31 protein-coding genes and 1 tRNA gene are annotated in these 24,190 nt (G+C 64.5%); 19 read left to right on the top strand and 13 right to left on the bottom strand.

Annotation, left to right across the window (positions count from 1 at the left end):
• Window positions 1–4 precede the first annotated feature (4 nt).
• Entirely contained in the window at window positions 5–463 is a 459-nt protein-coding gene (locus tag TX80_RS08630; protein WP_049922699.1) for an NOB1 family endonuclease, read from the top strand.
• Between the two features lie 62 nt (window positions 464–525).
• Here the strand turns inward: TX80_RS08630 and TX80_RS08625 are convergent, their stop codons facing one another.
• From TX80_RS08625 to TX80_RS08610, 4 genes are all read right to left on the bottom strand, one after another.
• On the bottom strand, window positions 526–1,644 hold the full coding sequence (locus tag TX80_RS08625) for a CPBP family intramembrane glutamic endopeptidase (RefSeq protein WP_049922698.1): 1,119 nt from the start codon (window positions 1,642–1,644) through the stop codon (window positions 526–528).
• A 134-nt stretch (window positions 1,645–1,778) separates the two neighbouring features.
• Complete coding sequence (locus TX80_RS08620) at window positions 1,779–2,006, bottom strand: DUF7860 family protein (RefSeq protein WP_049922697.1); 228 nt, start codon at window positions 2,004–2,006, stop codon at window positions 1,779–1,781.
• A 159-nt stretch (window positions 2,007–2,165) separates the two neighbouring features.
• Window positions 2,166–3,467, bottom strand: coding sequence for a hypothetical protein (locus tag TX80_RS08615; protein WP_049922696.1), 1,302 nt, complete (start codon window positions 3,465–3,467; stop codon window positions 2,166–2,168).
• A gap of 81 nt (window positions 3,468–3,548) precedes the next feature.
• Window positions 3,549–4,337 (bottom strand): TrmB family transcriptional regulator, encoded by a 789-nt coding sequence (locus TX80_RS08610; protein ID WP_049922695.1) that lies wholly within the window; start codon window positions 4,335–4,337, stop codon window positions 3,549–3,551.
• 121 nt (window positions 4,338–4,458) lie between these two features.
• On the opposite strand from TX80_RS08610, the gene TX80_RS08605 reads away from it, so the two are divergent.
• Complete coding sequence (locus TX80_RS08605; RefSeq protein WP_049922694.1) at window positions 4,459–4,791, top strand: DMT family transporter; 333 nt, start codon at window positions 4,459–4,461, stop codon at window positions 4,789–4,791.
• Window positions 4,792–4,856: 65 nt separating this feature from the next.
• Window positions 4,857–5,330 carry a DUF5812 family protein gene (locus TX80_RS08600; protein ID WP_049922693.1) on the top strand — a complete coding sequence of 158 codons (474 nt, stop codon included), beginning with the start codon at window positions 4,857–4,859 and terminating at the stop codon, window positions 5,328–5,330.
• A 6-nt stretch (window positions 5,331–5,336) separates the two neighbouring features.
• Here the strand turns inward: TX80_RS08600 and TX80_RS08595 are convergent, their stop codons facing one another.
• Window positions 5,337–5,690 (bottom strand): hypothetical protein, encoded by a 354-nt coding sequence (locus TX80_RS08595; protein WP_049922692.1) that lies wholly within the window; start codon window positions 5,688–5,690, stop codon window positions 5,337–5,339.
• 118 nt (window positions 5,691–5,808) lie between these two features.
• On the opposite strand from TX80_RS08595, the gene secF reads away from it, so the two are divergent.
• Window positions 5,809–6,684: a protein translocase subunit SecF gene (gene secF, locus TX80_RS08590; protein WP_049922691.1), complete on the top strand. Its 876-nt coding sequence runs from the start codon at window positions 5,809–5,811 to the stop codon at window positions 6,682–6,684.
• Window positions 6,681–8,324: a preprotein translocase subunit SecD gene (locus TX80_RS08585; protein WP_049922690.1), complete on the top strand. Its 1,644-nt coding sequence runs from the start codon at window positions 6,681–6,683 to the stop codon at window positions 8,322–8,324. Before secF ends, TX80_RS08585 begins: the two co-directional genes overlap by 4 nt.
• Window positions 8,325–8,343: 19 nt before the next feature.
• On the opposite strand, the gene TX80_RS20145 is transcribed toward TX80_RS08585, so the two are convergent.
• From TX80_RS20145 to TX80_RS08565, 5 genes are all read right to left on the bottom strand, one after another.
• Window positions 8,344–8,451, bottom strand: a complete 108-nt coding sequence (locus tag TX80_RS20145) for a DUF7563 family protein (RefSeq protein WP_449271531.1) — start codon at window positions 8,449–8,451, stop codon at window positions 8,344–8,346.
• Window positions 8,452–8,551: 100 nt separating this feature from the next.
• Entirely contained in the window at window positions 8,552–9,562 is a 1,011-nt protein-coding gene (locus TX80_RS08580; RefSeq protein ID WP_049922689.1) for a sodium:calcium antiporter, read from the bottom strand.
• 51 nt (window positions 9,563–9,613) lie between these two features.
• Window positions 9,614–9,847 carry a hypothetical protein gene (locus TX80_RS08575; protein WP_049922688.1) on the bottom strand — a complete coding sequence of 78 codons (234 nt, stop codon included), beginning with the start codon at window positions 9,845–9,847 and terminating at the stop codon, window positions 9,614–9,616.
• Window positions 9,848–10,023: 176 nt separating this feature from the next.
• The gene (gene rnhB, locus TX80_RS08570; protein WP_049922687.1) at window positions 10,024–10,704 is read right to left on the bottom strand and encodes a ribonuclease HII; all 681 of its coding nucleotides are present in this window, start codon (window positions 10,702–10,704) and stop codon (window positions 10,024–10,026) included.
• Window positions 10,705–10,806: 102 nt separating this feature from the next.
• Entirely contained in the window at window positions 10,807–11,823 is a 1,017-nt protein-coding gene (locus TX80_RS08565; RefSeq protein ID WP_154658613.1) for a phytase, read from the bottom strand.
• A gap of 387 nt (window positions 11,824–12,210) precedes the next feature.
• Between TX80_RS08565 and TX80_RS08560 the strand changes: the two genes are divergently transcribed.
• Entirely contained in the window at window positions 12,211–14,280 is a 2,070-nt protein-coding gene (locus TX80_RS08560; RefSeq protein WP_049922685.1) for a S9 family peptidase, read from the top strand.
• 11 nt (window positions 14,281–14,291) lie between these two features.
• On the opposite strand, the gene TX80_RS08555 is transcribed toward TX80_RS08560, so the two are convergent.
• On the bottom strand, window positions 14,292–15,650 hold the full coding sequence (locus TX80_RS08555) for a tRNA pseudouridine(54/55) synthase Pus10 (RefSeq protein ID WP_049923203.1): 1,359 nt from the start codon (window positions 15,648–15,650) through the stop codon (window positions 14,292–14,294).
• Window positions 15,651–15,863: 213 nt separating this feature from the next.
• On the opposite strand from TX80_RS08555, the gene TX80_RS08550 reads away from it, so the two are divergent.
• The 4 genes from TX80_RS08550 (at window position 15,864) to TX80_RS18975 (ending at window position 17,865) form a co-directional block, all read left to right on the top strand.
• A complete protein-coding gene (locus TX80_RS08550) occupies window positions 15,864–16,973 on the top strand; it encodes a S1C family serine protease (RefSeq protein WP_049923202.1) in 1,110 nt (369 codons plus the stop codon).
• A gap of 260 nt (window positions 16,974–17,233) precedes the next feature.
• Entirely contained in the window at window positions 17,234–17,434 is a 201-nt protein-coding gene (locus TX80_RS08545) for a DUF7511 domain-containing protein (protein WP_049922684.1), read from the top strand.
• A 4-nt stretch (window positions 17,435–17,438) separates the two neighbouring features.
• Complete coding sequence (locus TX80_RS08540) at window positions 17,439–17,627, top strand: hypothetical protein (RefSeq protein ID WP_049922683.1); 189 nt, start codon at window positions 17,439–17,441, stop codon at window positions 17,625–17,627.
• Window positions 17,628–17,706: 79 nt separating this feature from the next.
• A complete protein-coding gene (locus TX80_RS18975) occupies window positions 17,707–17,865 on the top strand; it encodes a hypothetical protein (RefSeq protein WP_154658612.1) in 159 nt (52 codons plus the stop codon).
• A 16-nt stretch (window positions 17,866–17,881) separates the two neighbouring features.
• On the opposite strand, the gene TX80_RS08535 is transcribed toward TX80_RS18975, so the two are convergent.
• On the bottom strand, window positions 17,882–18,079 hold the full coding sequence (locus TX80_RS08535) for an HVO_A0556 family zinc finger protein (RefSeq protein WP_049922682.1): 198 nt from the start codon (window positions 18,077–18,079) through the stop codon (window positions 17,882–17,884).
• Window positions 18,080–18,175: 96 nt separating this feature from the next.
• On the opposite strand from TX80_RS08535, the gene TX80_RS08530 reads away from it, so the two are divergent.
• From TX80_RS08530 to TX80_RS08495, 9 genes are all read left to right on the top strand, one after another.
• Window positions 18,176–18,733: a metal-dependent hydrolase gene (locus TX80_RS08530; RefSeq protein WP_049922681.1), complete on the top strand. Its 558-nt coding sequence runs from the start codon at window positions 18,176–18,178 to the stop codon at window positions 18,731–18,733.
• Between the two features lie 72 nt (window positions 18,734–18,805).
• Window positions 18,806–19,408 (top strand): tRNA (pseudouridine(54)-N(1))-methyltransferase TrmY, encoded by a 603-nt coding sequence (trmY, locus tag TX80_RS08525; RefSeq protein ID WP_049922680.1) that lies wholly within the window; start codon window positions 18,806–18,808, stop codon window positions 19,406–19,408.
• Window positions 19,409–19,496: 88 nt separating this feature from the next.
• A tRNA-Pro gene (locus tag TX80_RS08520) sits at window positions 19,497–19,569 on the top strand.
• 50 nt (window positions 19,570–19,619) lie between these two features.
• The gene (locus TX80_RS19725) at window positions 19,620–19,811 is read left to right on the top strand and encodes a DUF7563 family protein (RefSeq protein WP_081661520.1); all 192 of its coding nucleotides are present in this window, start codon (window positions 19,620–19,622) and stop codon (window positions 19,809–19,811) included.
• A gap of 524 nt (window positions 19,812–20,335) precedes the next feature.
• Entirely contained in the window at window positions 20,336–21,145 is an 810-nt protein-coding gene (locus TX80_RS08515; RefSeq protein WP_049922679.1) for a helix-turn-helix transcriptional regulator, read from the top strand.
• Window positions 21,146–21,329: 184 nt separating this feature from the next.
• On the top strand, window positions 21,330–21,863 hold the full coding sequence (locus tag TX80_RS08510) for a hypothetical protein (protein ID WP_049922678.1): 534 nt from the start codon (window positions 21,330–21,332) through the stop codon (window positions 21,861–21,863).
• Window positions 21,864–22,009: 146 nt separating this feature from the next.
• Complete coding sequence (locus TX80_RS08505; RefSeq protein ID WP_049922677.1) at window positions 22,010–22,408, top strand: carboxymuconolactone decarboxylase family protein; 399 nt, start codon at window positions 22,010–22,012, stop codon at window positions 22,406–22,408.
• 287 nt (window positions 22,409–22,695) lie between these two features.
• Window positions 22,696–23,175 carry an Lrp/AsnC family transcriptional regulator gene (locus TX80_RS08500; RefSeq protein ID WP_049923201.1) on the top strand — a complete coding sequence of 160 codons (480 nt, stop codon included), beginning with the start codon at window positions 22,696–22,698 and terminating at the stop codon, window positions 23,173–23,175.
• A 291-nt stretch (window positions 23,176–23,466) separates the two neighbouring features.
• Window positions 23,467–23,664 carry a hypothetical protein gene (locus tag TX80_RS08495; RefSeq protein WP_049923200.1) on the top strand — a complete coding sequence of 66 codons (198 nt, stop codon included), beginning with the start codon at window positions 23,467–23,469 and terminating at the stop codon, window positions 23,662–23,664.
• A 62-nt stretch (window positions 23,665–23,726) separates the two neighbouring features.
• Here TX80_RS08495 and TX80_RS08490 read toward each other — a convergent pair whose 3' ends face one another.
• On the bottom strand, window positions 23,727–24,113 hold the full coding sequence (locus TX80_RS08490) for a hypothetical protein (RefSeq protein ID WP_049922676.1): 387 nt from the start codon (window positions 24,111–24,113) through the stop codon (window positions 23,727–23,729).
• Window positions 24,114–24,190 lie beyond the last annotated feature (77 nt).

The raw sequence follows: 24,190 nt of genomic DNA, 5'->3' as shown, positions 1-24,190 counted from the left end.
CGGTATGTACGTCCTCGACTCCTCGGCTTTTATTCACGATTTCCACACGACAGAACAGACTGCAACCATCCCCCTCGTCCGCGAAGAACTCGAGGACGAGAGCGCCTATCGCTACGACGCGATGGAAGGGTCGGGAATGCACATCCACATTCCGAACGACGACACCACGGAGAAGGTCCGGCGCGCGGCCAAGGAATCCGGCGACCTCGGAGTGCTGTCCGACACCGACGTGCGTCTCGTCGCGGCGAGTTTCGAACTCGACGGCACGCTCGTGACCGACGATTACGCGATGCAAAACGTCGCGGAGAAGTTAAACGTCGCCGTCGAGGTGATCGCCCGGGAGGGAATCGAAGAACAGCGCCACTGGCACTACCAGTGTCAGGGCTGTGGGCGCGAGTTCGACGAAGAGAAGGACCGCTGTCCGATCTGCGGTTCGGAGCTTGCACGAAAGAACCCCTCGTAACCCGCCGGTCCGTGCGGTCCGGTGATCGGCGTCTTCGTCGACCGCGAGTGAATTGCCGATTTTCAGACGTACGTGAGATAGAGGTTCGCAAAGAGCACCGCGTTGTAGATGCCGTGGACGAGCGCCGGGACGAACAGGTTATCGGTCCGCTCGTAGATCCCCCCGAGGACGAGCGAGAGACCGAAGATCACGGCCAGACTGGCGATGATCTGTCCCGCACCGGCAGTCCCGTATGCGAGAACGTGAACGAACGCGAAGATGACGCTGCCCACGAGGACGGCCCCGACGCGGGAGAACGTCTCGTACAGTGATTTCTGGATCACGTTCCGGTAGAGCAGTTCCTCGAACGGTCCGATGACGAGAATCGATGCCGGGACCAGTACCAACAGGATCTCGGGCGTCTGCTGGGCTTGCTGGGCCGTACCGTGCTCCGCGCTCTCGACGCCGGTCGCTCGAAAGAGCAGCGAGATTACAGCGAGCGCCCCAAAGAGGACGACGATGCCGGCCACGATCCAGAGCACGTCCCGCGTGCTCGGAACGCGGAGGTCGATGTACGACAGGTCGTACTCACGGAAGGCGAGATAGCCGGCGGCGACGGCACCCGTTCCAAGCGCCATCCCGAGCTGTCCGATCACGACGAGTTGCGTCCGGGTTAGCTCCCCGAGGGCGGCCATCGCCGGAACCGCAAGCAGAGTCATCACGAACTGGGAGACGAACAAGACGCTGACGCCGAATACTCCGAGTACCAGCGTCGTTCGACTTCGCGTTTTGAGCCCGGCAGTATCGATACCGAAGTAGTCAGCGACCCCGACTCCGGCGGCGATCCCCGCCGCAAGGAAGCCGACGAAGAGCAACGGAACCGACCACGAAACCGCTGGAAGCGCGACCGGAGCGTCGATTCCCTGGTTCAAGGCGTATCCCGATAGCACCACGACCGCGAGACTCGAGCAAACGCCGCCCGCGGCGGCCACGCGGCGCTCGAGGGCACCGTGACGGCTGGCGAGGAACGCGAGGACGGCTGCGACGGCAAACGCCGCGGTCATCCAGACGAGGGGGTCGTCGACGCCGCGACGAACGGGGACGAGCGCGGTGGCCATCGCCACCGCGGAAAAAACGGTACCGATCCCGGGAACGGTACCGGAGACGGCCGGGCCGGCGTCGGCCCGTGCAGTTTCGCTCATACGTGTCGTTTCGGGCGGACCACCATAGGGTCACCGCAACCGGACGGTCACGCGCGCGCTCGATCACTCGTTGCCGCCGGAGACGGCCGCAACGAGACTCGAGGCGGCGACTCGAAATCAGGGAGCCGATCGCGTTATTCGGTAAGCGGGAGCAAAATACCGAACCCGAAGACCGCGGAGAAGCCGACGGCGATTCCGACGAGCATCATGTCGATCGCGAGCGTACGTTCCCACGCGGGGATCGAACCGAACACGTACGTGCCGAGTCCGGCGAGCGCGGCCCCGATGATAACCATCGAGAGACCGAGGAAGAACCCGTTTTTCGTCCACCGGCCGTAGTCGAGACCCATACTGTGTCCCATACGCCGACGTACTCCGGACATCGATTAGGGCTTTTCGATCGTGTCACCGTTGTGAAACACTGAGACACGGGAACGCGTGACATTTTGTCGTATATGACCGAGCCCACCGGGACGACCACACCCCGTCGTTGGACGGACGATCGCGTCCCGGCCCGATCGTTATCGCTCGACGCGAAGCTCCGTCTTCTCGGCGACGGCCTCGGCCTCGTCGAACTCGCCGCCCCCGAGCAGTCCGCGGGTCGCCCGCTTTGCCCACTCGACGGCCGGCTGTTCGAAGGTGTTCACTCCGTAGAGTTCCCCCGCGAGAACACAGGCGGCTTCCATACCGTAGAGCAGCCCGCCGATCTCGTACTCGTCGACGCGCTCGAGTTCCACGCGCACGTTGGGTCGGTCGGCCGCGGCGAGGCTGGCTTCGGTGGCTTCGAACTCGGCCTCGAGCAGGCCCCCGAGCGACGCGTCGCCGAGGTACGCGAGGTCCGCGATGTCCGTTTCGGGGATCGGTCGGTCCTCGCTCTCTTGGGGCGTGACGAACGTGACGAGTTTGTCACGCGGTCCGGCGCGATAGAGTTGCAGTTGCGAGTGCTGGTCGGTCACGCCGAGTGCGCGTACCGGCGTCTGTCCGAGGTCGTCCTTGCCGAGGCTCTCGGCCCACAGCTGGGCGAACCACTCGGCGTAGGTCTCGAGCGACTCGGCGTACGGGACCATCGCGTTCGTCCCGGCACCGCGAGCATCAAGCGCGTAGGCCGTCGCGCCGTAGGCGTAGGCCGGACAGTCGAACAGCGACCCCGCAAGCGCCTCGGCCTCGGCGGCAGCGCCCTCGAGCAGCGCCTCGAGATCGTGCCCGCAGACGGCCGCGGCGACCATCCCGACCGGCGAAAGGGCGGAGAACCGACCGGGGACGCCGTCGGGAACCCGCAGCGAGGGGAGGTCGTGACGCTCCGCGAGGTCTCGCAACGGACCGGACTCGCCGGTCGTGACGATCGTTCGCTCGGTCCAGTCGACGCCCGCCGACTCGAAGGCCTCCCGGACGACCAGAAAGTTCGCCAGCGTCTCCGCGGTCGTCCCCGAGCGCGAGACGACGTTGATCGCCGCGTCCTCGAGCGACAGGCGCTCGAGGTGACTCGAGACCCACTCGGGGTCGACGTTGTCGAGAAAGACGGTTTCGGTGTCGCTTTCATCCGCGAGCGCGTTCGTGATCGTCGCCGCGCCCAGCGCGCTCCCGCCGATACCGACGGTTATCAGCGCGTCGGCGTCGGCGACGGGTTCGACGGCAGTCCGAATCTCGTCCGGATCGGTCCGCTGGGGGAGATTCAACGCTTCGTAGCCGTGCTCTCCGTTTGTCATTCCGCGTTCGATACGCTCGTGTGCGTCCGCGACCTGCTCGTCCAGGCGCTCGAGGGCCGCTCTCGAAACGCCCGGCGACGCGACCGACGCGAGCGCGTTACCGATGTCGACGTCCATGGGAAAGCACGTGACCGCCGGCGTCAAAGGCGTTCCGTAACGGGTTTCGAACTGCTCGAGCGGCTGAAGCAGTCGGGGCGCTCATTCGAACGCCGGTTCCGAGCCGGTCCACAGCCGCTGGAAGTGCCGCTCGAACTCCGCGACGATATCGGCGTCGTTGATGCCGACGATCCCGAGTCGATCGTCGCCGGCGATCGGATGGGGAATGTCGACGGTCGTCTCCGTCCGATCGATCACGTCGAACGAGAGACCGACGTCCGCAACCGTTCTGACGGAGACGTCGACCGATCTCTCGGCGAGCAACCGCGGGAAGGTCTCGGGGAGGACGTCGAGTACCGCGTGGCTGACGAGGAGATCGACGCTGAGATCCGTGTTTGCGCCGTCGAAAAACGCCGCAAACTCCGCTTGGAGCGTCTCCCACGCCGCGTTCTCGTAGGGCGGCCCGACGACAGCCTGCACGCTGTCCGTCGCCGTCCGTACGTGTTGGGACAGCGCCGTTCGCATGTCGTCACCGCCGAGGGTTCCGGGCCAGAAACTACTCTCCGTCGGCGGCCGGGGAAGCCGATCCGCTCGAGCGGCTTCGGCGAGTTCACGGTAGCGCCGCCACTCCCGTGTCAGTTCGGAGCCACGTTCCGCGAGAAGCCTGTCGACGACCGTCTCGGGATCGACCGGGGCGTACGTTTTCGGGCCGTCCGACTGCGTTCGAACGAAGCCGCGCGACTCGAGTCCGTTGAGCACGTCGTAAATCCGCCCTCTGGGGACGCCGCTCGCGTTCGAGAGTTCGGTTGCGGTTACCGCCCCCGTCACGAGCAACGTCCGATACACCGTTTCTTCGTAACTCGAGAGCCCGAGTTCGCCTAACGCCGTCATACGTGGTGGTTTCCGTCCGCAACTAAATACGTACGGCAAACCGGGGCGGAGTCGCTGCAACGGATCGAAAGTGGCAGTTCGTTCCACTGCGTATATCCATGAACAGATCGAGGATACCGGTATGAACCCGTCCGTACTGCTCGCCGGCGCGATCGCCTCGGAAATCGTCGGAACGACCGCCTTGAAGCTCTCGAACGGGTTCTCGGAACCCCTGCCGAGTCTGGGCGTCGTCGTCGGCTACGGCCTCGCGTTCTATCTGCTCTCGCTGACGCTTACCGACGTACCGATCGGCGTCGTGTACGGAACGTGGGCCGCGCTTGGCATCGTCGGCGTCGCAGCCGTTGGCGTCGTCGTGTTCGGCGAACCGATCGACGGCGTCGGGTTCGTCGGCATCCTCCTCATCATCGCCGGCGTCTACTGCGTCAACGTCGTCTCCGAGATGTCCGCACACTGATTCGGACGACGGCCCGTATGCCCGAAGACGAAACCCCGAAAACGATCCCGCGCCTACGCCCTCCCATGGCAGAAAAGACGGGCACGTTCGTCGTTACCCACGCCGAACCCGAGTCGGCCGTCGTCCGCGACGTCGAAACCGCACAGGTTCACACCCTCGCCTCGAACCCCGACCTCGAGGTCCACGACGTCGTCGAGGCGACCGTCGCGCCGGACCCGCCGCTGGAGGTCACCTGGCAAGTCATCGCGATCGAGGACAGACGTTCGATCGAACTCGTCGACAGCGACCTCGAGCCGACCCAACGCGCCACGGAGTTGGCCGCCGACGCCGACGTCGGCGATCTCGTCCAGACGGAACGCGCCGGCACCGGGGAGATCCACGTCTTCCGGGTCCCCGAAGACGAGGTCGAGTCCGCCGCCGCCGACGTTCTCGAGGACGAGGAGACGATCGCTCGAGCGGCCCGGCTCGAGGCGGTCCGCGTGGAGGTGCGTCGTTCGCCCGCCGACGGCGTGTTGAGCGTTCGCTACCTGCCCGATTGAGCGGGGTCAGGCCCGGTTGGGTCCGTCTTCGCTTTGGACCCGCCAGCTACCCTCGATCCCGCAGGCCTCGCGGACCTCGTAGCTGATGTCGGTCTCCTCGCCGACGTAGCTCCCGCCCTCGACGCGTTCGACGCGCAGCGGGACGTCGAGCGTGTTGCCACAGCAGCCGACGCCGACGAACTCCTCCCAGCGGTCGCCCTCGCGGACCCGGTCGCGGGTCTTCCGCAGGAACGCGCGAAACGACGGCTTCTCCACCTGAAATCGTCCCCACTCCGAGAGATCCGCGGGATACGATATCACGACCCGATCGGCCGCGTCCGTCCCGGTTCGGTCGGACCGGCGTTCTGACTCGGCGGTCATGGCCGGATCTACGGGCTCGAGACGTTTCAGGCCTCCGTATTGCCCGGTACTGTTCGGTACGAAACATGCTGTAGAAATTGAGAAGGCTTACTTCGGCTGACTTCCAGATATCCGGTACATGGGGTATTTCGACGTACCGGAGATCGATTACACCCGGTACAGTAACCGCCAACTCGTGGCGGTTCCGCTCGCAGTTCTTGCGGTCGCATTGATCGTCCTCAGCGGGTCGTTTCTGGTGTACGGAACACCGGTTCAGCTGGGGATGGACTTCGCAGGTGGGACGGAACTGACCGTCCAGACGACGACGCAGAAAGCGGATATTCCGGGTGCGTTCGACGAAGAGCCCGAATCGGTCCGGTCGACACAGGCCGACAACCAGTATATCGTCCAGTTCGCCTCGACCGATCAGGAGGAGTTGAGCGATCAGGCCGAGGCCAATCTCGGTCAGGACGGGGACGCCGCTATCATTCAGCAGGTCTCCTCGACCTCGGCGAGTTTCGGACAGCAGACCCAGCAGACGGCATTGCTCGGTCTCGTCGTCGCGTTCGTCGGGATGAGCGCTATCGCGTTCTTGCTGTTTCGGACGTTCGTCCCGTCGATCGCGATCGTCGCCTCGGCGTTTTCGGATCTCGTGATCCCGCTTGCGTTCATGGCGATCACCGGCATTCCGCTCTCGCTCGGGACGGTCGCCGCGCTGTTGATGTTGATCGGTTACTCGGTCGACTCGGACATCCTGTTGAACAACCACGTCCTGCGTCGCAGCGGGGACTTCTACGAGAGTACCTACCGCGCGATGCGGACCGGCGTGACGATGACGATCACGTCGATGTCCGCGATGCTCGTGATGGGGATCGCCGCGTGGCTGTTCGGCGTCCAGTTGCTCGCATCGATCGGGATCATCCTCTTTGTCGGCCTCGCGGCTGACCTGATGAACACGTACATGCTGAACCTGAGCCTGCTTCGCTGGTACAAGTTCCACGGGGTGAGATCATGAATCCGATCGCGTTCGTCAAGGAACACTGGCGAAACCTGCTGCTCGTGGTTTTCGTCAGCTTCGCGCTCGTCGCGCTGTTTATCCCCGGCGGTCTCATGGCCGACGACAGCTACGTCGGGGACAACGAGAGCGTCGACGACAACCCGACCAACCTCGAGTACGGCCTCAACCTCGACGGCGGAACCCGTATCAGCGCCCCGCCGGTCGGTATGACGGCCTCCGACCTCGATATCGAATCCGACGGGGTCTCCGAGGTCGAATCGGCGCTGATAGAGTACGACTACGAGAACGCCGATCTCGAGCCGGTCGACGTGGAGGTTCGGTACCACGAGTCCGAGAACAGCTTTACCGCCGAACTGTTCTCCGACGAGGTAACCCACGCGGAGTTCGCCGCCGCCCTGCAGGAAGCCGGCCTCGACGTCACCGAGGACGACATCGAGGACGGCGTCACCCAGGAAACGCGCGACGAGATCATCCGGACGATCGAGTTGCGGATCAACAAGGGCGGGCTCAGCGGCGGTACAGCCTACCAGCAGGCGACCGCCGGCGGCGAGTACTACATCGTTACCGAAGTGCCCGGGATGAGCCCCGGCGAACTCCGGCAGGTGTTGACCGAACGCGGCAACGTCCAGATCGTCGCGTACTACCCGGACGAAAGCGGTAACCAGACCAACGAGACGGTGCTCCGGGGCGATCAGTTCCGCAAGATCGGATCGGCGTCGTTCGACAACCCACCGGGACGACTGGAGCGCCACTACGTTCCGGTCACCGTCGACGACACCGCGGGGCCGGACGGAACCAGCCCCGCCGAGGAGTACCAGACGGCGATGAACGAGTACGGCTTTACCTCCGAAGGGGTCGGTGAGTGCTCGATTCACGACCGGGAAGCCGGCGAGTTCAACTTCGACCACGATCAACCGCAGTGGTGTCTGCTCACCGTGGTCGACGGCGAGGTCATCGACGCACACAGCATGGGTAGTGGTCTCGCTCCGGGCCTCCGGTCCGGGGACTGGACGAACGATCCCAGCTTCGAGATGACCGTTCCGAGCCAGCAGGCCGCCCACTCGCTGTCGGTCAACCTGAAATCGGGCGCGCTGACCGCGCCGCTGGATTTCGATCGCCAGCAGACGTACTCGATCGAGCCGGCGCTGGCCGACCAGTTCAAGCTGTACTCGCTGATCATCGGCGTGATCTCGGTGCTGACCGTCAGCGGGACGGTCTTCGTGCGGTACCGTGACCCCCGGGTCGCCATACCGATGATCCTCACCGCGCTGGCGGAGGTGGTCATCCTGCTCGGCTTCGTGGCGGCGATCCGCATGCCGCTGGATCTCTCCCACGTCGCCGGGTTCATCGCGGTCGTCGGTACGGGGGTCGACGACCTGGTCATCATCGCCGACGAGGTGAGAGATCAGGGCGACGTCAGCTCCCAGCGGGTGTTCGAGTCGCGATTCCGCAAGGCGTTCTGGGTGATCGGCGCCGCCGCCGCGACGACGATCGTCGCCATGTCGCCGCTGGCCGTGTTGAGCCTCGGCGACCTGCGCGGGTTCGCGATCATCACGATCCTCGGCGTCCTCGTCGGCGTGCTCATCACCCGTCCCGCCTACGGGGACATCCTCCAGCGGCTGCTGACCGACAGGTAGTCGCTCCAGTTCCGCTTTTTCAGGCGTCGTCGCGACACCGCGGACACCAGTCGACGGTGTCGTCGTCGCCGTACGCACGCACGAAGTCGAACGAGACCGGACTATCGCAGTTAGTGCAGCGAGCCATCGCGGCGGGAGCTGGCGGCCGCGACGGGCAAAAGCCGTTACCCTGTGACTGCAACCGGTTCACTGCCGAGCGTCCCAGTGACCCGTCGGAGGCGGCGGGTTCAGGTCGGGACGACGTCCGTCGCGCCGACGCTCTCGAGCACCAGCCACGCGGCGAAAAAGCCGTACAGCACGAGCAGCATCCAGCCCTCCCGTTCGGTCAGGAGCATGTCGGTCCGGACGATCGTAAAGAAGACGATCGTCGCGAGGATCAGAAATCCCATCATCGGGACGATGTGTGCGAAGGTGATAGCCAGCGTCCCGGCGACCAACACGCCGACGGGAACCGCCACGAGCAGATCGAAGATGTTGCTGCCGAGCACGTTCGCGAGACTGACCGAGGGTCGGCCCGAGCGGGCGGCGGCGACGCTGACGAACGCGTCGGGGATGCTCGAGCCGGCGGCGACGACGGTCATCCCCCACAGGAACGCGGGCGTCCCGAAGGCCTCACCGAGGCCGATCGCGGCCCGGACGAGTCCCTCGACGCCGACGATGATCAGCACCAGTCCGAGCAGGAACCACAGCCAGGCTCGAGGGAGATCGACGCTGCCGTCGGTCTCGCCGTCGTGCTCGGCAGTATCGAGGTACTGCGTGAACACGTAAAGCCCGTACAGGACCAGCGGGAACAGCGCGAGCGGCCGCGTGACGGTCCCCTGAATGCCCGTCCCGGCCTGAGGGTTGTAGATGACTGCGAGCGAGAACGTCAACAGGAGGGCGGCGACCGAGAGCATGTAAAACAGCGCCTCCTTGTACACCAGATCCCGCCCTGTCGACATCTCGCCGTCGCCCGCGAGGACGGCGGCGGCCGGGACGACAAGCAGGTTGAACACCGCGGAGCCGACGATCGCACCGACCCCGATCTCGAACTCCTCGTGCAACAGCGTCGAAAGCAATACGCTCACCAGTTCCGGCATGCTCGAGCCCGCGGCGGCGATGATCGCCCCCTGTACGACCGCCGGCACGCCGTAGCCGACCGCGATCCGATCGGCGGACGTCTCGAGCCACGTACTGCCCTTCCAGACGACAGCCGTCGCGACCGCAGCGAGCGCGAGAAGCGAGAGCACGTCGAGCATGCTCGGTCCTGTGCACGCGGAGCGTATAAAACGGTCGACAGGTACCGACGACTACCAGTCGATCAGGTAGTAACCGAACGCCGCCAATCCGGCGATGCTGCCGATCGTGGCCAACGCGGCGGTGATCGTCCCGGCTACGTTTCTGGAAAGTCCGAGAGAGATGAGCACCTCCGTCCCGCCGGCCAACAGGAAGCTAACGGCCAGCACCGGCACCACCAGTACGACGGTCACGAGCAACCGTCCGAGCAAGACGTCCATAATCGCACCGCCGATCGATTTGATCATACTATTGATGTAGAAGTCCAAAATATAACATCTCCGAACGTGATCGGGCGTGAACACTTTCGGGTGCTTCCGACGATGCGACCCATCGTGACCCGGTTACTCCGTCGGCGATCGATCCAACGCGGACGGCCGTAGCGGGCGCTGGCACCGAACGGGTCGGATCACCCGGGCGTCCCTCAAAACTGCTCGAGTCCGGTCTGTTGAGCCGCCGCGAGGACGTCCTCGCAGGTCGACCACGATTCCCGCGCGAACGGCGGGAGGGTGCCGTGTTCGTCGACGTAGGTCTCGAGGAACTCGCGGGTCGTCGGATCGCTCGGATAGCCGCTGCCGACCGGACCGTACTCCGCGGCGAGGGCGTCGACGTGGGCGTCGCGTTCGACCTTGGCGACGATGCTGGCCGCACCGACGACGGCCGAGTCGTCGTCCGCGCCGTGGCGCGCTTCGATCTCGAGGCCGGCCGCAGTCGGGTCCGCGCAGGCGTCGGCGACCCGGCGGGCGAACCGATCGGCGTCGGTGTCGCAGGCGTCACAGAGCCCGGAAACCGGGTCGGTCTCGAGTCGGGCGGGGTCACAGCCCTCGAGCGCCGACTCGATCGCTTCGGCGTGGGCGTCGACGGTCAGCGAGTTCATGTCCGTCGCCGGCTCGTCGATCCGTGCCGGCGGGACCTCGGTGACGCCGACGTGAACGCGATCGTCCGCGCGGATCGCCGCGGCCAGTTCCTCGCGTCGATCGGGTTCGAGGCGCTTCGAATCCGCGATTCCCTCGGGAAGGACGTCCCGGTCGTCGCAGTAAACCGCCGCGGCGAACATCGATCCCAGAGCCGGGCCTTTTCCCGCTTCGTCGACGCCAAAGGGCATACACGCCCGATCGAAGGGCGAACGCAAAACGGTTGTGACTCGGCCGATTGGCCGGCCACGACGCTTCAGTATCGCGTTCGCTCGTCTCGTCGTCGGCCGCGGTTAGTCGTCTTCGATGACGTCCTCGATGTCATCCCAGTCGAACGCCGAGACCGAACGATCGGCGTGAACCGCGAAGAACGCACCCTCGGAGAACGGCCCGAACTCGCGTTGCGTGAGCCAGACACCGTCCGTGTCCGCGGTTCGTTCGCCGCGGAACGTGGCCTGATAGTCGAACGAGGCGCGGTCGAAGACGTGGAACCGGCTGCGCTCGTCGATCTGATCGGTACAGACCCAGTAGCCCTCGGTATCGTCGTCAGTGTACAGATCGAGCCCCTCCGGATCGTCGTCGAACATCGTCGGGCCGACGGAAACGAAGTTCCCCGAGAGATCGTACAGCTTGATCGCCGTCGCCTGTTCGTCCGAAATCACGAGCCGGTCGTATTCCGGATCGGCGTAGATCGTCTCGACCTCGGAAAGGGCCCCCGGTTTCTCGGTCTCGCCGAACGTCTTGACGTGGTGTGCGTCGACGCCGTTTTCCGTCATCATGAACCGGTAATGCTTGACGCGCTCGTCCAGTTCCGAGGCGTCGGCGGCGTCGTAATCGTCAGTCACGAACAGTTCGTAGCCGAAGTAGCTTCGGAAGACCGTACAGCCGTAGGGTTTGCGCAGTCGGTCCGCTCCGAACGTTCCGAGCGGTTTGCGATCGGGCAGCCGAATCACCTGAATCCGCCGATTATCCCGTTCGACGACGAGGGCGTGGTCGTCGATGACGAACACCTCGTTCGGGCGCTGAAACTCGCCGAGATCGGTCCCCTCGGATCCGATGCTCCCTCGGTACTCCCCGTCGCTTGCGTCGAACACCACGAGTTCGTCGCTCTCCTTTGCCGTGACCAATACCAGGTCTTCGTCGTCTCCGTGCCAGACCGCCGGCGTATCGATATTGGTCCCTTTTTCGGGCGTGAAAAACTCCTCTTCGATGATTTCGTTTTCCCCTTCGGCTCGAGAGAGCGTCGAGTACGGGATCGAACTGCTTGCTGCACCCATCCCGGTTACCGCCAGGAATTTTCGTCTGTTCATCGTGAATGCGTTTTTATTCCGTTATTCAAGGATGAAGAATTAATATAATAGCTATATGGGTGTCTATATGACAGCTGTTACTGATCGGTATTCCTCCGTTGCAACGACAGTCGATCGTAACCCCCGTGATCGAAGCGTACCGTACTGGCCGATCTAGGTGCTCTCGTACCCGGATCGGCCGGCGATAGCGACCCGCTTTGCGGACTATCCCGGCCCGCGAGTTCCGCGAACCGAACGAACGGCAGCGTTTGCCCGGATCATCGCTGACGCATTTTGCGTTGTTCCGTCGCTCGAGGCACCCGCGACGACGAATGACTAGGCGGAATATATGCCAACAGTCCACACCCACACGCAATAAATATTATATTGGATTGAGAGGTACGGAACGTGAACGACCGGACCGAAATCCCGCTCGAGGCGTTTTACGATCTCACGCGGATCACGGATCTCGCGATCGCACCGGACGGCGAGCGACTCGCGTTTACCGCGACCGAATACGACGAAACGGACGACGAGGCACTCTCATCGCTTTTCGTCGTTCCCACCGACGGCTCCCGTGAGCCACACCGGTTGACGACGGTCGCGGGTGCGTCGGACCCAGCTTGGGGTCCATCGGGGGAGCGACTCGCGTTTCTCGCTGCCCGTGAGACCGACGTCGATCGTCGCGTTGGCCGGCGTCGCCGCTCGGGCGACGACTCGAGCGAAGCGGATGCGGAGACGGACGAAAACGACACGACGGCCGACGAGCCGAACCGGCAGGTATGGCTGTTCGACCTCGATCGTGGCGGCGACGCCAGACAGGTAACCGACCGGGAGGACGGCGTCGCGGAGTTCGACTGGTCGCCCGCCGGCGATCGGCTCGTCGTCGCCGCTCGCGATCCGACCGACGAGCAACGCGCGGCCCTCGAGCGCCGGCGCGAGGGCGGCCCGATCGAGACCACGCGGCTCCAGCACAAGGTCGACGGCTCCGGCTGGACGGACGAGGTGAACACCTCCCTCTTCGTCGTCGATCTCGAGGGCGACGGGATCGAACGCCTCGACGACGCCTTCGGCGGCGGTGCCTTTCAGGATATGGCCGGACTGACACCGCGCTGGGGACCGACCGGCCGGATCGCCTTTACCTCCTGTCGCCTCGAGCGGCCCGACGACACGCTGATCCGGGACGTCTACACGATCGATCCCGACGGCGAGGGACTCGAGCGACTCACCGACGGCGAGCTGTGGTGTCACGCCCCGCGCTGGCGAGCGGACGGAACCCTCGGGTACGTCGGCAAGGACACGGAAGACTGGTACCGCCCTGCCGTGATCTACTTCCACGACGGGGAGGACTCTCACGCGTTGACGGCGTCGCTCGATCGAACGGTCGCGTTCGAGTCCGGCCTCGCGTGGATCGACGACGCGGCGTACGCGCTCGTCGGCGACGAGGCACGAACGCGGCTCGTGCGTGCGGATCTCGAGGGGACCGTCGAACGGCTCTTCGAGGCACAGGGCAACGACCGCGCGCTCGCTCACTTCGACGTCTCGGCGGACGGAACGACGGCCGCGCTCGTGTTCTCGCATCCGCAAGCGGGCGCGGACGTCCACAGCGTCGCGGTCGACGACCTGACGGCGGACGACGAGCCGACGTCGCTCCGGCGGCTCTCGCGGGTCAACGCCGAACTTACCGACGAGTATCCCATGCCCGAGGTCCGACGCGTCGAGTGGGAGTCCGACGACTGGACGATCGACGGCCTCGTCTACCGTCCTCCCGACACCGATCTCGAGGACGACGGCCCACACCCCGTCGTCGTCGCGATCCACGGCGGGCCGCTGTCCTACGACGAACCCGAGTTCCGGTTCGACCACGCCGCACTGACGAGTCGCGGCTACGTGGTGTTCCGACCGAACTATCGCGGCGGCTCCTCCCGCGGGGCGGCGTTCGCCGAGGTGCTCGACGGGCAGCGGGGGACCGCCGAAGTCGACGACATCGTCGCCGGGGTCGAGTCGCTCGTCGACCGGGGCTGGGCCGATCCGGACCGCGTCTTCGGCTACGGGTTTTCGTACGGTGGGATCGCCCAGGGGCATCTCGTCACGCAGACGGACCTGCTGGCGGCCGCGGCACCCGAACACGGCATCTACGACCTGCGGTCGTCGTTCGGCACCGCCGACACCCACAACCTGACGGAAGCCGAGTTCGGGCTCCCGTGGGAGAACCCCGACGCCTACGACGACGCCTCGGCCGTTCTCGATGCCGACGCGATCGAGACGCCGCTTTTGGTGATGGCCGGCGGCGAGGACTGGCGCTGTCCGCCCTCCCAGTCCGAACAGCTCTACGTCGCGGTTCGCAAGCAAGGCGTCGACGCGAAGCTCGTCGTCTACCCCGACGAACACCACACCATCGGCGATCCGGATCGCGCGATCCACCGGCTCGAGCAACTCCTCAAGTGGTACGAAACGCACGATCCCGCGAGGGAGTAGTCGCCGAGAGGCTACTCGGAACCGTCGCCTGCTCGCGGTTCGTCCCGGAAGTACGGCTCGCGTTCGAACGGTTCGTCTTCCCCTTCGACGCCGGTGACGTCCAGTGCCGTCACCTCGGCCTCGGTGCCGAGCAAGCCCGCGAGGCTCGGTTCCGTCCGGCCGTCGTCGCTGCTGATGAGTTCCTTGACGTAGAGGCCACCCTCGCCGTGAAGCCGGACCTCGGCCTCGGTCGGCTCGAGCAACTCGCCGTCGATCTCGTAGACCGTTCGTTCGCGCGTAAGGCTCGCTCGCCGGTGATCGACCCGCTGGGGCGTCTCCTGCTCGACGGTCGTCCCGGACAGTTCCTCGAGCGCGGTCCCGAAGGCGTCTTCCTCGACCGAGTCCGCAAACTCGACGTCCGCCCGGTAGTGCTTGCTGGCGTCGTGTTCCTTGACGCGCTCGACCATCTCGTAGGTCGCCAGCCGCAACCCTTCGACCTCGACCGCGCCGTCGGCGGCGTCGTTGATCTCCCGTTCGAGCGCCTCCACGTCGGGATCGCGCTTGCGAGGCCGTTTCACCTCGAGGACGAACGGCCGCCCTTCCCCGAGCATCCGGGCGTCGACGTCCTCGCGGCCCGCGCCGTGGAACGTCCCCTCGTCGCCGTCCATCGCCTCGACGACGTACGGTCTGACGGTCTGCTCGACGCTGGTCTCGTACATGTATCCCGACCCGCCACAGTAGTCACAGGGTTCCTCGCCGCCGTCGCCCAGTTGGACGCCGCTCCCGCCACACTCCCGACAGGGCCACTCCGTCTGGGGGATGTCCCGCTCGAGTTTGCGGTACCGGCCGTAGACGAAGGCGGGATTCACCTGCACGTCGACCGCGTGTCCCGTCACGGAATCATCGATCGCGTCGAGCGGATCGAACGCCTCGAGATCGACCACCGCGAGGACGTCCGGGCGATCGAAATCGACCTCGGCTCCCGTCTTCGCGCCGACGCGACGACCAACCTCCCGGTTGACCTCCCGTTTGAGGGATTCGCCGGCGTCGGGCTCGAGTCCGGCGTCTTCCCGGAGGAGTCGCTCGTTTTCCTCGACCAGCGGCGGGACGCGAGTCCCGACCTGATAGGTCCCGAAATCGGTCCCCTCGAGCGCGTCGACGATCGTCGTCGCGACGGCGTCGAAGCTGCCACAGTACCCCTCACAGACCCAGCAGTCGGCGGGGTCGACGGGCTCGAAAGGGTCGTCGTCGGCGATCGCGATCGTCGTTCGCAGCGCGCGACCGCGCTCGGCGTTTGTCAGTCCGAAACTCCGCTCGGCGAACGGCCGGCCGAGACAGGAGTCACAGACGACCCCCGTTTCGAGCAACGCCCGGGCGTCTTCGATACTCATGTCCCGAGGATCGGAGTGCCGCGGGTAACACGTTTTCCCTTCGATCGTCGTGCGTGCCCGGCGACGGATCACCGTCTGCGAGTCCGAACCGTCCCGCCCTCTCGAGTACGCCACTCGACGGAAAACGAACATATTCGATCACCACTCCGACAGCCGAACATCACCGGGATGATCCCCCCGTGCTTGAAATGGATGGGGTTCTATCCGTCGGACATGAACGATTCTCGACTGAACCGGCGACGGTTTCTCGCAGCCGCGAGCGCCGGACTCGTCGGTACCGTCGCCGGCTGTTCGGAACCCCGGAACATCGATCCAATGGAGGGGAGCACCTCCCACGAGATCGACCGGGAGAACCTCGCGGACGGCTCTACCTTTACTGACGTCTACGAGGCGACGATCGATTCGGTCACACAGGTCCGCGTCTTCGGCGTCGACGACCCCCGAACCGGTGACGAGGGCCGGGGACAGGGGTCCGGTTTCCTCTACGACGACAGTCACATCGTCACGAACGACCACGTCGTCGCCGGCGGCACCGACGTCGACCTCCAGTACATCAACGGTGACTGGACGGGTACCCGACTCGTCGGCACCGATTACTACAGCGATCTGGCCGTTCTCGAGGTCGACCACGTCCCCGACTCGGCGACGCCGCTGTCGCTGACCGACCGCCGTCCCGTCGTCGGCCAGCAGGTACTCGCGATCGGCAACCCCTTCGGTCTCGAGGGCTCGATGACGGACGGAATCGTCAGCGGCGTCAACCGGACGCTCGATGCACCCAACAGACGGTTTTCGTACCCGAACGTCATCCAGACTGACGCCGCCGTCAACCCCGGCAACAGCGGCGGTCCGCTGGTCGATCTCGACGGCAACGTTATCGGCGTCGTCAACGCCGCGGGCGGGGACAACATCGGGTTCGCGATCTCGGCCGCGCTGACCCGCCGCGTCGTCCCGTCACTCATCGAGAACGGAGAGTACGGACACTCTTACATGGGGATCCGTCTCCGGACGGTCGACCGGCTCATCGCCGAGGAGAACGACCTCCCCAGCGCGACCGGCGTCGCTGTCGTCGATGTCAACGACGGGCCGGCCGAAGGAGCCCTCGAAGGGGCCGACAGGTTCGTCCGTCGGCGAAACGAGCCGATCCCCGTCGGCGGCGACGTCATCCTCGAGATGGACGGCGAGCCGATCCCGGATCGCCACGCGCTCTCGTCGCATCTCGCCCTCGAAACCAGCCCCGGCGACGACCTCGAACTTCGGCTCTGGCGAAACGGCCGGGAGACGACGACGGAGTTCTCGCTCGGAGCGCGACCCGAAGTCGAGTAACGAGCCGTTTGCTCGCGGACCGGGAACCGACGATCCGACCGAAAGCTCTCGTTTCCAAGCCCGGTAGTCGATGATCCGGGCCGAGCAGCGACTATAACGAGGACGTACACGTCATCGCCTGTGGTGTTCTTTTTCACCCGATTACGGCGTCTGAAAACGGATCGAAGCGCCGTTCCAGACTCGATTGACCGCGTTAGCGAACCGATAACAATGGGGGTGTGCCGCGAACGTCGACACGGCGCGACCGCCGCCTGTTGCCAATGACTAACGACATCGACACCCAGCGCACAGGGCCCGAGGAGACGGCAGCCGCCATCGCACTCGATCACGTTACTATCGAAAACGAAAACGCCCCGGACGAATGTGCCCTCTTTCCGCGCGAAGCGAGCGAGGAGGAACTGATGACCAACTGGATCACAGCACACGACGAGTCGTTCGTCGCTCTCGAATCGATGCGGTAAGGTCATGCACCCCGGAAGTTCCATCACTACCGTCGGCTTCTGGCTTGGAACACTGTTGCCGGTCATCTACCTCCCCGTCGTCGCCGCCGGAATCGACTCGATAACCCGTCTCTCGCTGTTTCTCGGACTTATCACGGTCAACGTGGTCGCGCTCGTCGTCGGCCACGAGTACCCGGGGTCGCGGTCGCGGTGATCCGCTTCGTTATTTCACTGCCGGATATCCCGTCGAAAACCGTGAAAGCGCTAAATGGCTAACCATGAGAGTTACGAACATGCACGCACGGTGTCCACTCTGCGGACGAACGATACCCAACGACCGACAACACTGGTGTGAGTGCGGCAAAACGATGGATCCCGGCTGTTTCGACGCTCACGGAACGTGGTGTTCGGTCCACGGCGACGACGCCTGGATCGGAGCGCTCGAGCGCTGATCCGGCGCGTCCGTGGTCACGAGGACCGAACGGGTGCGGGATGCCATACCTGCACCCGCGGCGTTCCGCAGGTATCACAGACCACCGCCCGCTTGTCCTTGTAGACGCCGCGTTCGAGTTCGCCGTCCGAACAGGCCGGACACGTCCGCCCCTCGAGCAACGAAAGCAACTGTCCTTCTGACTCGTCCGATCGCGATGGCTGTGAACTCGCCATGTCGTCACTCCACATCGAAGCCCCCGGAAACGGTTCGCCTTGGCTATGCAACCGGAGTCGAAGCGATTATCTCGCTCTCCGACGAATCGAAACGCGATGTGGCCATGGGGACACTTCGCCGTCGCATACCTGCTGTATACCGCCTATACGTACCGCACGCTCGATCGACCGCCGCGTGCGCTTCCGGCGGTCGCCGTCGCCGTCGGATCACAGTTCCCCGACCTGATCGACAAACCGCTCGCGTGGTCGTTCGGCGTGCTGCCGGGCGGCCGGACGTTCACACACTCGCTTTTCGTCGCCGCGCTCCTGGTTCCGGCCGTGTACACGGTCACAACCCGGCTCGGACGCCGCCAGATCGGGCTTGCGTTTCTCGTCGGTCACCTCTCGCATCTCGTCGCGGACCTCCCGCTGTCCGCGCTTCGAGGTGACGTTTCGGGCGCTGCGTACCTCCTCTGGCCCGCGGTCGAACAACCTTCCGAGACGTCAGTCGACGGGATCATCGACGCGATTCTTCACTACTACTCGATGGGGCCATACGAAACGTTCCAGTTCGGACTGTTCGCCGCCGCTGTACTGCTGTGGATCCGACACGGCATGCCCGGATTGCGGGTTCCGTACACCGTCCTCGAGCATCGCCTCAACCCGCGTCACTGATAGCGTATCCAGCCGGGAAGTGCAGTCGATCGAAACCGTGGCGGCTATCCCGGCGCTTGACGTCGGTTCGGTATGCGCCAGTTCGTACTCATCGGCCACGACGTTCCGACCGAGCCGGACTTCTCGCTCGACGACCTCGCGAGCGGTGCCGGTCGGCTCGACGCGCTCTGTCGGTCGATCACGTCCGCGTTCGTCACCTCCCACGGCATCCGCGAGGACGTTCGCGTCCACCTAATCGCTCAGGACGAACTCACCATCAGCTTCGACGGCGGCGACCTTCGGAACCTCCACCCCGACGAGCGCAGCACCGCCGCACTGGTTCGAACCGCCCTCGAGCACCGCGACGAGGCCATCGGTGCCTTGCCCGCGGAACCGAGTCCCGGCATCGCCGTGTATCGACGAGGTCTCGAGGGGACGCTGACCGAACTCGCCGGCGACGGCCCCGTCGTCCAGCTTCACGAGGACGGGGATGCGGTCGTTGACGTCGACCCCGCCGCCCTCGCGGACCCCGTCTTTGTCCTCTCGGACCACCGCGATTTCACGGCCGCGGAAACGACCCTACTCGAGGACGCCACCGACCGACGACTCCGGTTAAGCCCCACGCTGTTACACGCCGACCAGGCGATCACCGTCGCCCACCACTTCCTCGATACGGACGGCTACGACCGCTTTTAGGACTTGCTCGAGGGAACAAACCGCACGCCGGCGGCCCGACGGTAGTTTTCGGAAGCGTTAAACGAACGGACGCTCACAATCCGAATGCGGGCCGGTGGGGTAGCTTGGTATCCTTCGGCCTTCGGGTGGCCGTAACCGCAGTTCGAATCTGCGCCGGCCCATTCTACTCCCGCACTCAACACCGCCGAGCGGCGCGTAGCGACGCGAGGCAATTCGAGTGCGGGTCCACTGCGGTGCATACGTCACCGACCGGTTCCGTCGGGTCTTCGGTGACGCCGATCGCGTCCACTGGTGTAGCGAGTGCGATACCTCCGCTCGATTGAGCCGCAGGTCCGCCATCGGCGTCGCAGTTTCGGACCCGGAGACGTCGCCGGGTCAGCACTGCGGTAAAGCGGATGCGTGACTGGTTCGTTCCGACGAGTCGCCGAGTCCTTTCCATTCCGGGAGTGGCTCGCGAAGAACGGTGTCGACCTCGAGTTCAACGGGAGTTACACGTCGATGCTGACTCTCATGGGCTCCGAACGGAGCTATCGACCGAGGACGTGTTCGTATCGATCGACGATTCCCTCTGACCTCAGTCGCGAGAGACAACCGCTACAACAGCCGTGGACTCCATCCGCCGTTTTCACACGGTATCGTGCCGGCTGATCGCCATCACAGGTTCGCTTGTACCAGCATCGATTTTGAACGACGGACGGAATCCCGGTCGCAGACATAGTTCCGGGTAACAAACCATACTTTTTCTATGTTTTGGTCGGAATACTTGTATGAACGGGCGCACGGCTACGCGTCCGAACCGTCACCACAGCCGTCGCGGCGGCGGGGAGTGGAAGTTTCCGCTCCGTTCGACGTGTCTCGGCACCGCTCGAGCGCCGCCGCGGACTCGGCGGGACGAACAGCTATACCATCTCCGAGCCTACTACTACCATGCTACTGTATAACGCCCTCTCGCCGATCGAAGATATCGAGTTCCTCGCGCGGTCGGAACACCGCAGTGCCGTGCTGGCTGCGCTCTCTCGGGGGCCACAGCGTCGGGCCGACCTCCGGGAGTCGATCGGCGTTTCGCAGTCGACAATCGGGCGCACGCTGCGCGCGTTCGACGAACGCCACTGGATCAGCAGGAACGAGGGGTACTACGAGGCGACGCCGCTTGGGGCGTTCGTCTCGGAGGGGATGCAGGACCTCCTCGAGCGCTTCGAAACGGAACAGGCCCTCCGTCACGTCTGGCAGTATCTGCCGGACGAATCGAGCGGGTTCACCGTCGACCTGGTGGCCGATGGAGTCGTGACGGTCGCCGCGGCCGACGATCCGTACGGTCCGGTGAACCGCTTTCAGTCCTTGCTCGACGGGGCGGATCGGGTTCGGTTCGTGGGCTGTGACGTGGCCCTGCTCGAGCCCTGCACGGACGAACTTCGACGGCGGATCGCCGACGGCAGGCACACGGAGCTCATCGGCCCGCCCAACATGGGCGACGCCATCCGTTCGGCGTGTCCGGAGGAATTTGCCGACGCCATAGAGAGCGGTACGCTCACCGTCCACGTCAACGAGGAGTTACCGCCGTACGGCGTCGGACACTTCGACGAGCGGGTCGCGATCAGCGGCTCCGACCCGAACAGCGGGACGGTGCGGGTGGTGATCGACATCGACACACCGGAGGCCCGCGAGTGGGCGAACGCGATCTGCACGACCGTCCGAAACCAGTGTCGAGCGCTCGCCGTCGAACCGGCCGTGAACTGACACCGGAGCCGTTCGGAACCCACGGGACCGGCGGCTCGCTCGAGACGGTGGCCGCCCGCATCCGGTCGATCCACCGATTGCAGTCAGTGGCAACCGCGCAGTCGGTGCAAGAGGGCCAGCGGCTGCGCGAACACCACGAGATGCCTACACGTGGCTCCGTCCCGTACTGTCCATCGGTGATACGATGAGCGTAGATCACACGTCGGTAGACCGACACGGGACCGGGTACGAACACGGACGAGGGGTACGGCTCGGCGCACTCCTCATGGCGCTTTCGGGTGTCGCCTTCGTTGGCTACGGGGTAGCCTTCCTGCTCAGGGCCTTCTACGGTACCGGCTTCGAACTCGGCGTTACGACCTTGAACGGGGTCACCCGGTCGGACCTCAACGCGGTCGACCCCGCCGTCGTTCAGTACATCACGCACCTCCACGTCGCCACCGCGGCGTTTATCATCTCGACGGGTATCGCCCTCGCGGCGTTGGCGTGGTACGGCGTGCGAAGCGGACAGCTGTGGGCGTGGACGACCGCGGTCGTCGCCGCCGTCGTCGGTCTGGGACTCGCTCTCCCGATGCACTACATGGACCTCTTTACCCACGATTGGGTGACCCACCTCGGCCCGATCTACCTCGTAACGATCGTGTTCGTAGTCGGGGCCGCCCTCTCCTACAGGGGCATCCGGTCCGAATCGCAGCCGGCGGAGGCCAGTGTCCGACGCTGACACTGCTTTTGACCGCTTCCCACGCGATGAGTGTCCCCGCAGCCAGTGACCGGCTTGCACCGGATGGGCCGGAACCGGTACGTGACGGACTGTCGCTCGATAGCTATCTATCCCCGGAACCCGTCCCTTTCGTTGCGGAGGCGAACATGGTAACCAATCAGACTCGAGAGGAAATACGGGAGTATCTCGGGCAGGTGCCCGACTGGATCGCGGTCCTCGCGGAGCCGGCGAGCGACCACAGCTGGGGTCTCGTTCGGGACCTCGAGTTGGGCGAAACCGAACTGTCCGCACGGGAGAAAGCGCTCGTCGGAGCGGGTGTAGCTGCTGCGATCAGGTGCCCGTACTGCAGTCACTTCCACAAAGAAGAGGCGCGAATGGAAGGTGTCACGGAGGACGAACTCGAGGAGGCCATCACCCTGGCCAGTGCAACACAGTACTTCTCGACGGTACTCCACGGGAACGAAATCGATATCGACGACTTCGTCGCCGAAACAGCGGAGATCGTCGAACATATCGAAGAACAGGAGGCGACAGCGGACGACTGACTCGCCGTCTCTTCCCGATCGTTTTCATCGCCGTTCTCGGTAGTGTAGCGGCCACGGGTCCGGGACCCGTCCGGAGACGTGCGGTCACACGGGTGGTCCGACGAGCGACGTTCGACGCTCGATTCGCCGTAACCTACACGAGCGCGACTGCCCCCCGGAAGGCCACGCATCAACCTCGAATGAGTAATCAGAAAATGTCGGTTTCATTATGGTATGAAACCCGCTTACTGCTCTGCGTTCAGTCGCCGATCCAAAGAGCCAAGAACAGCTATTCAGGTATGTCGTATATGATCGCTGACGGACTCGACGAAATCGACTACGGCATCCTTCATCTCCTCCAGCAGAACGCCCGTGAGACGACGCCGGTCGATATGGCCGACCGATTGCCGGTCACCGATACCACCGTCCGCAACCGGATCGAAAAGCTGGAAGAACACGGGGTCATCGAGGGCTACGTTCCCATTATCGATTACGAGAAGGCGGGGTTTCCCCTTCGGCTTCAGTTTTCCTGTACGGCACCGTCACAGAACCGCGGGGAAATCGTCGACCGACTTCTCGAGGTGCCCAACGTCGTCGCCGTCGACGAAATGCTGAGCGCCCGCGAGAACGTCCGGCCGCTGGCCGTGGCATCGAATCCCGAGGCGATCAACGAGGTCACGACTCGGATAGACGGCCTCCCGGTGACGGTCGAACGAGAACGACTGCTTCGCCGGCGACACAGTCGGCCGTTCGATCGTTTTACCGAGCCGGTCGGGAAAGACGAGTGACTCCTGAATTCGAGATACTATTCGAGAATAGAAGGTAGAATGTTACACCAGTAATAAAGGGCGATTTAGCCCCAAATAGATTGGGCGGAAATATTTTTGCGTGAACGAACAAGACGGGGGTGATGACCTCGTCGACGAATCGCGTACTGATCGGTTACGAATCGGACGGTGCAACTCCGGGATCAGTCTCGGGATGGAGAACCAGTGGTGACGAGACAACGGACCGTGAGAGACCTGAGGGAGCGAGTCGATCGACGACGACTCGTGCCGTTCGAGACCGGAAGCGAACCGATGAGTGACAGAGTCTATCGGTGTGTCTGTTATACCTGCGAAAGGGAGACGGTCATGGAGGGGCTTGCGAACGCACAGCAGTTTTTCGACGAGCACGCCGATCGCTCCCACGAGGTGGAGATCCGAAACGAGGCGGTCGAACGGTCGGCGGCAACCGAGGAGACAGACGCCGACAAGGGGCAGTCCGTGGAGGATTGACGCTTGCGTTCGAGGACCACGTATATCGAGGGGTTCGACGCAGTCACGACGCAACTGCCTCGTTACAGATCCCGGAGCCGAATCCCGTCCTCGACGAGCCGTGCGTTTCGTTCGCGTTCGAGGTGGTCGGCGAGGTCGTCGTGGTCGTACAACTGTGCGATCACGTCCGCGTACAGCGTCCGCCACGCAATCGCGTAAATCGGCGACTGCCCCCACGCGCGGAGTTCGGGGATCAGTTCGTCGTAGGTCTCGTATCGTTGCTCGAACCGATCGATGGCCTCGAGCACCCGTCCGGCGGCCTCGCGGTCGTCGTCGGCGTCCTCGATCGCGCGGTTAAGCCGTCGTTCCCAGTCGGCGACCGCTTCCTGCATGTCCGCCGCGGCGACGTCGTCATCGTCGGGCAGTCGCTCGAGAAGCGGTTCCGGAACGCCGAGTGAAAGATCGTCCATGAATCGTGGTATACCACGAACTGTCAAGAAATTACGGCACGGCGACCGTTCGAGAGACGTCCGCGCTGGTATCGAAC

This window comes from Halopiger djelfimassiliensis, assembly GCF_000455365.1.
GTDB lineage: Archaea > Halobacteriota > Halobacteria > Halobacteriales > Natrialbaceae > Halopiger_B > Halopiger_B djelfimassiliensis.
This window is presented reverse-complemented; position numbering and strand designations above follow the sequence as displayed.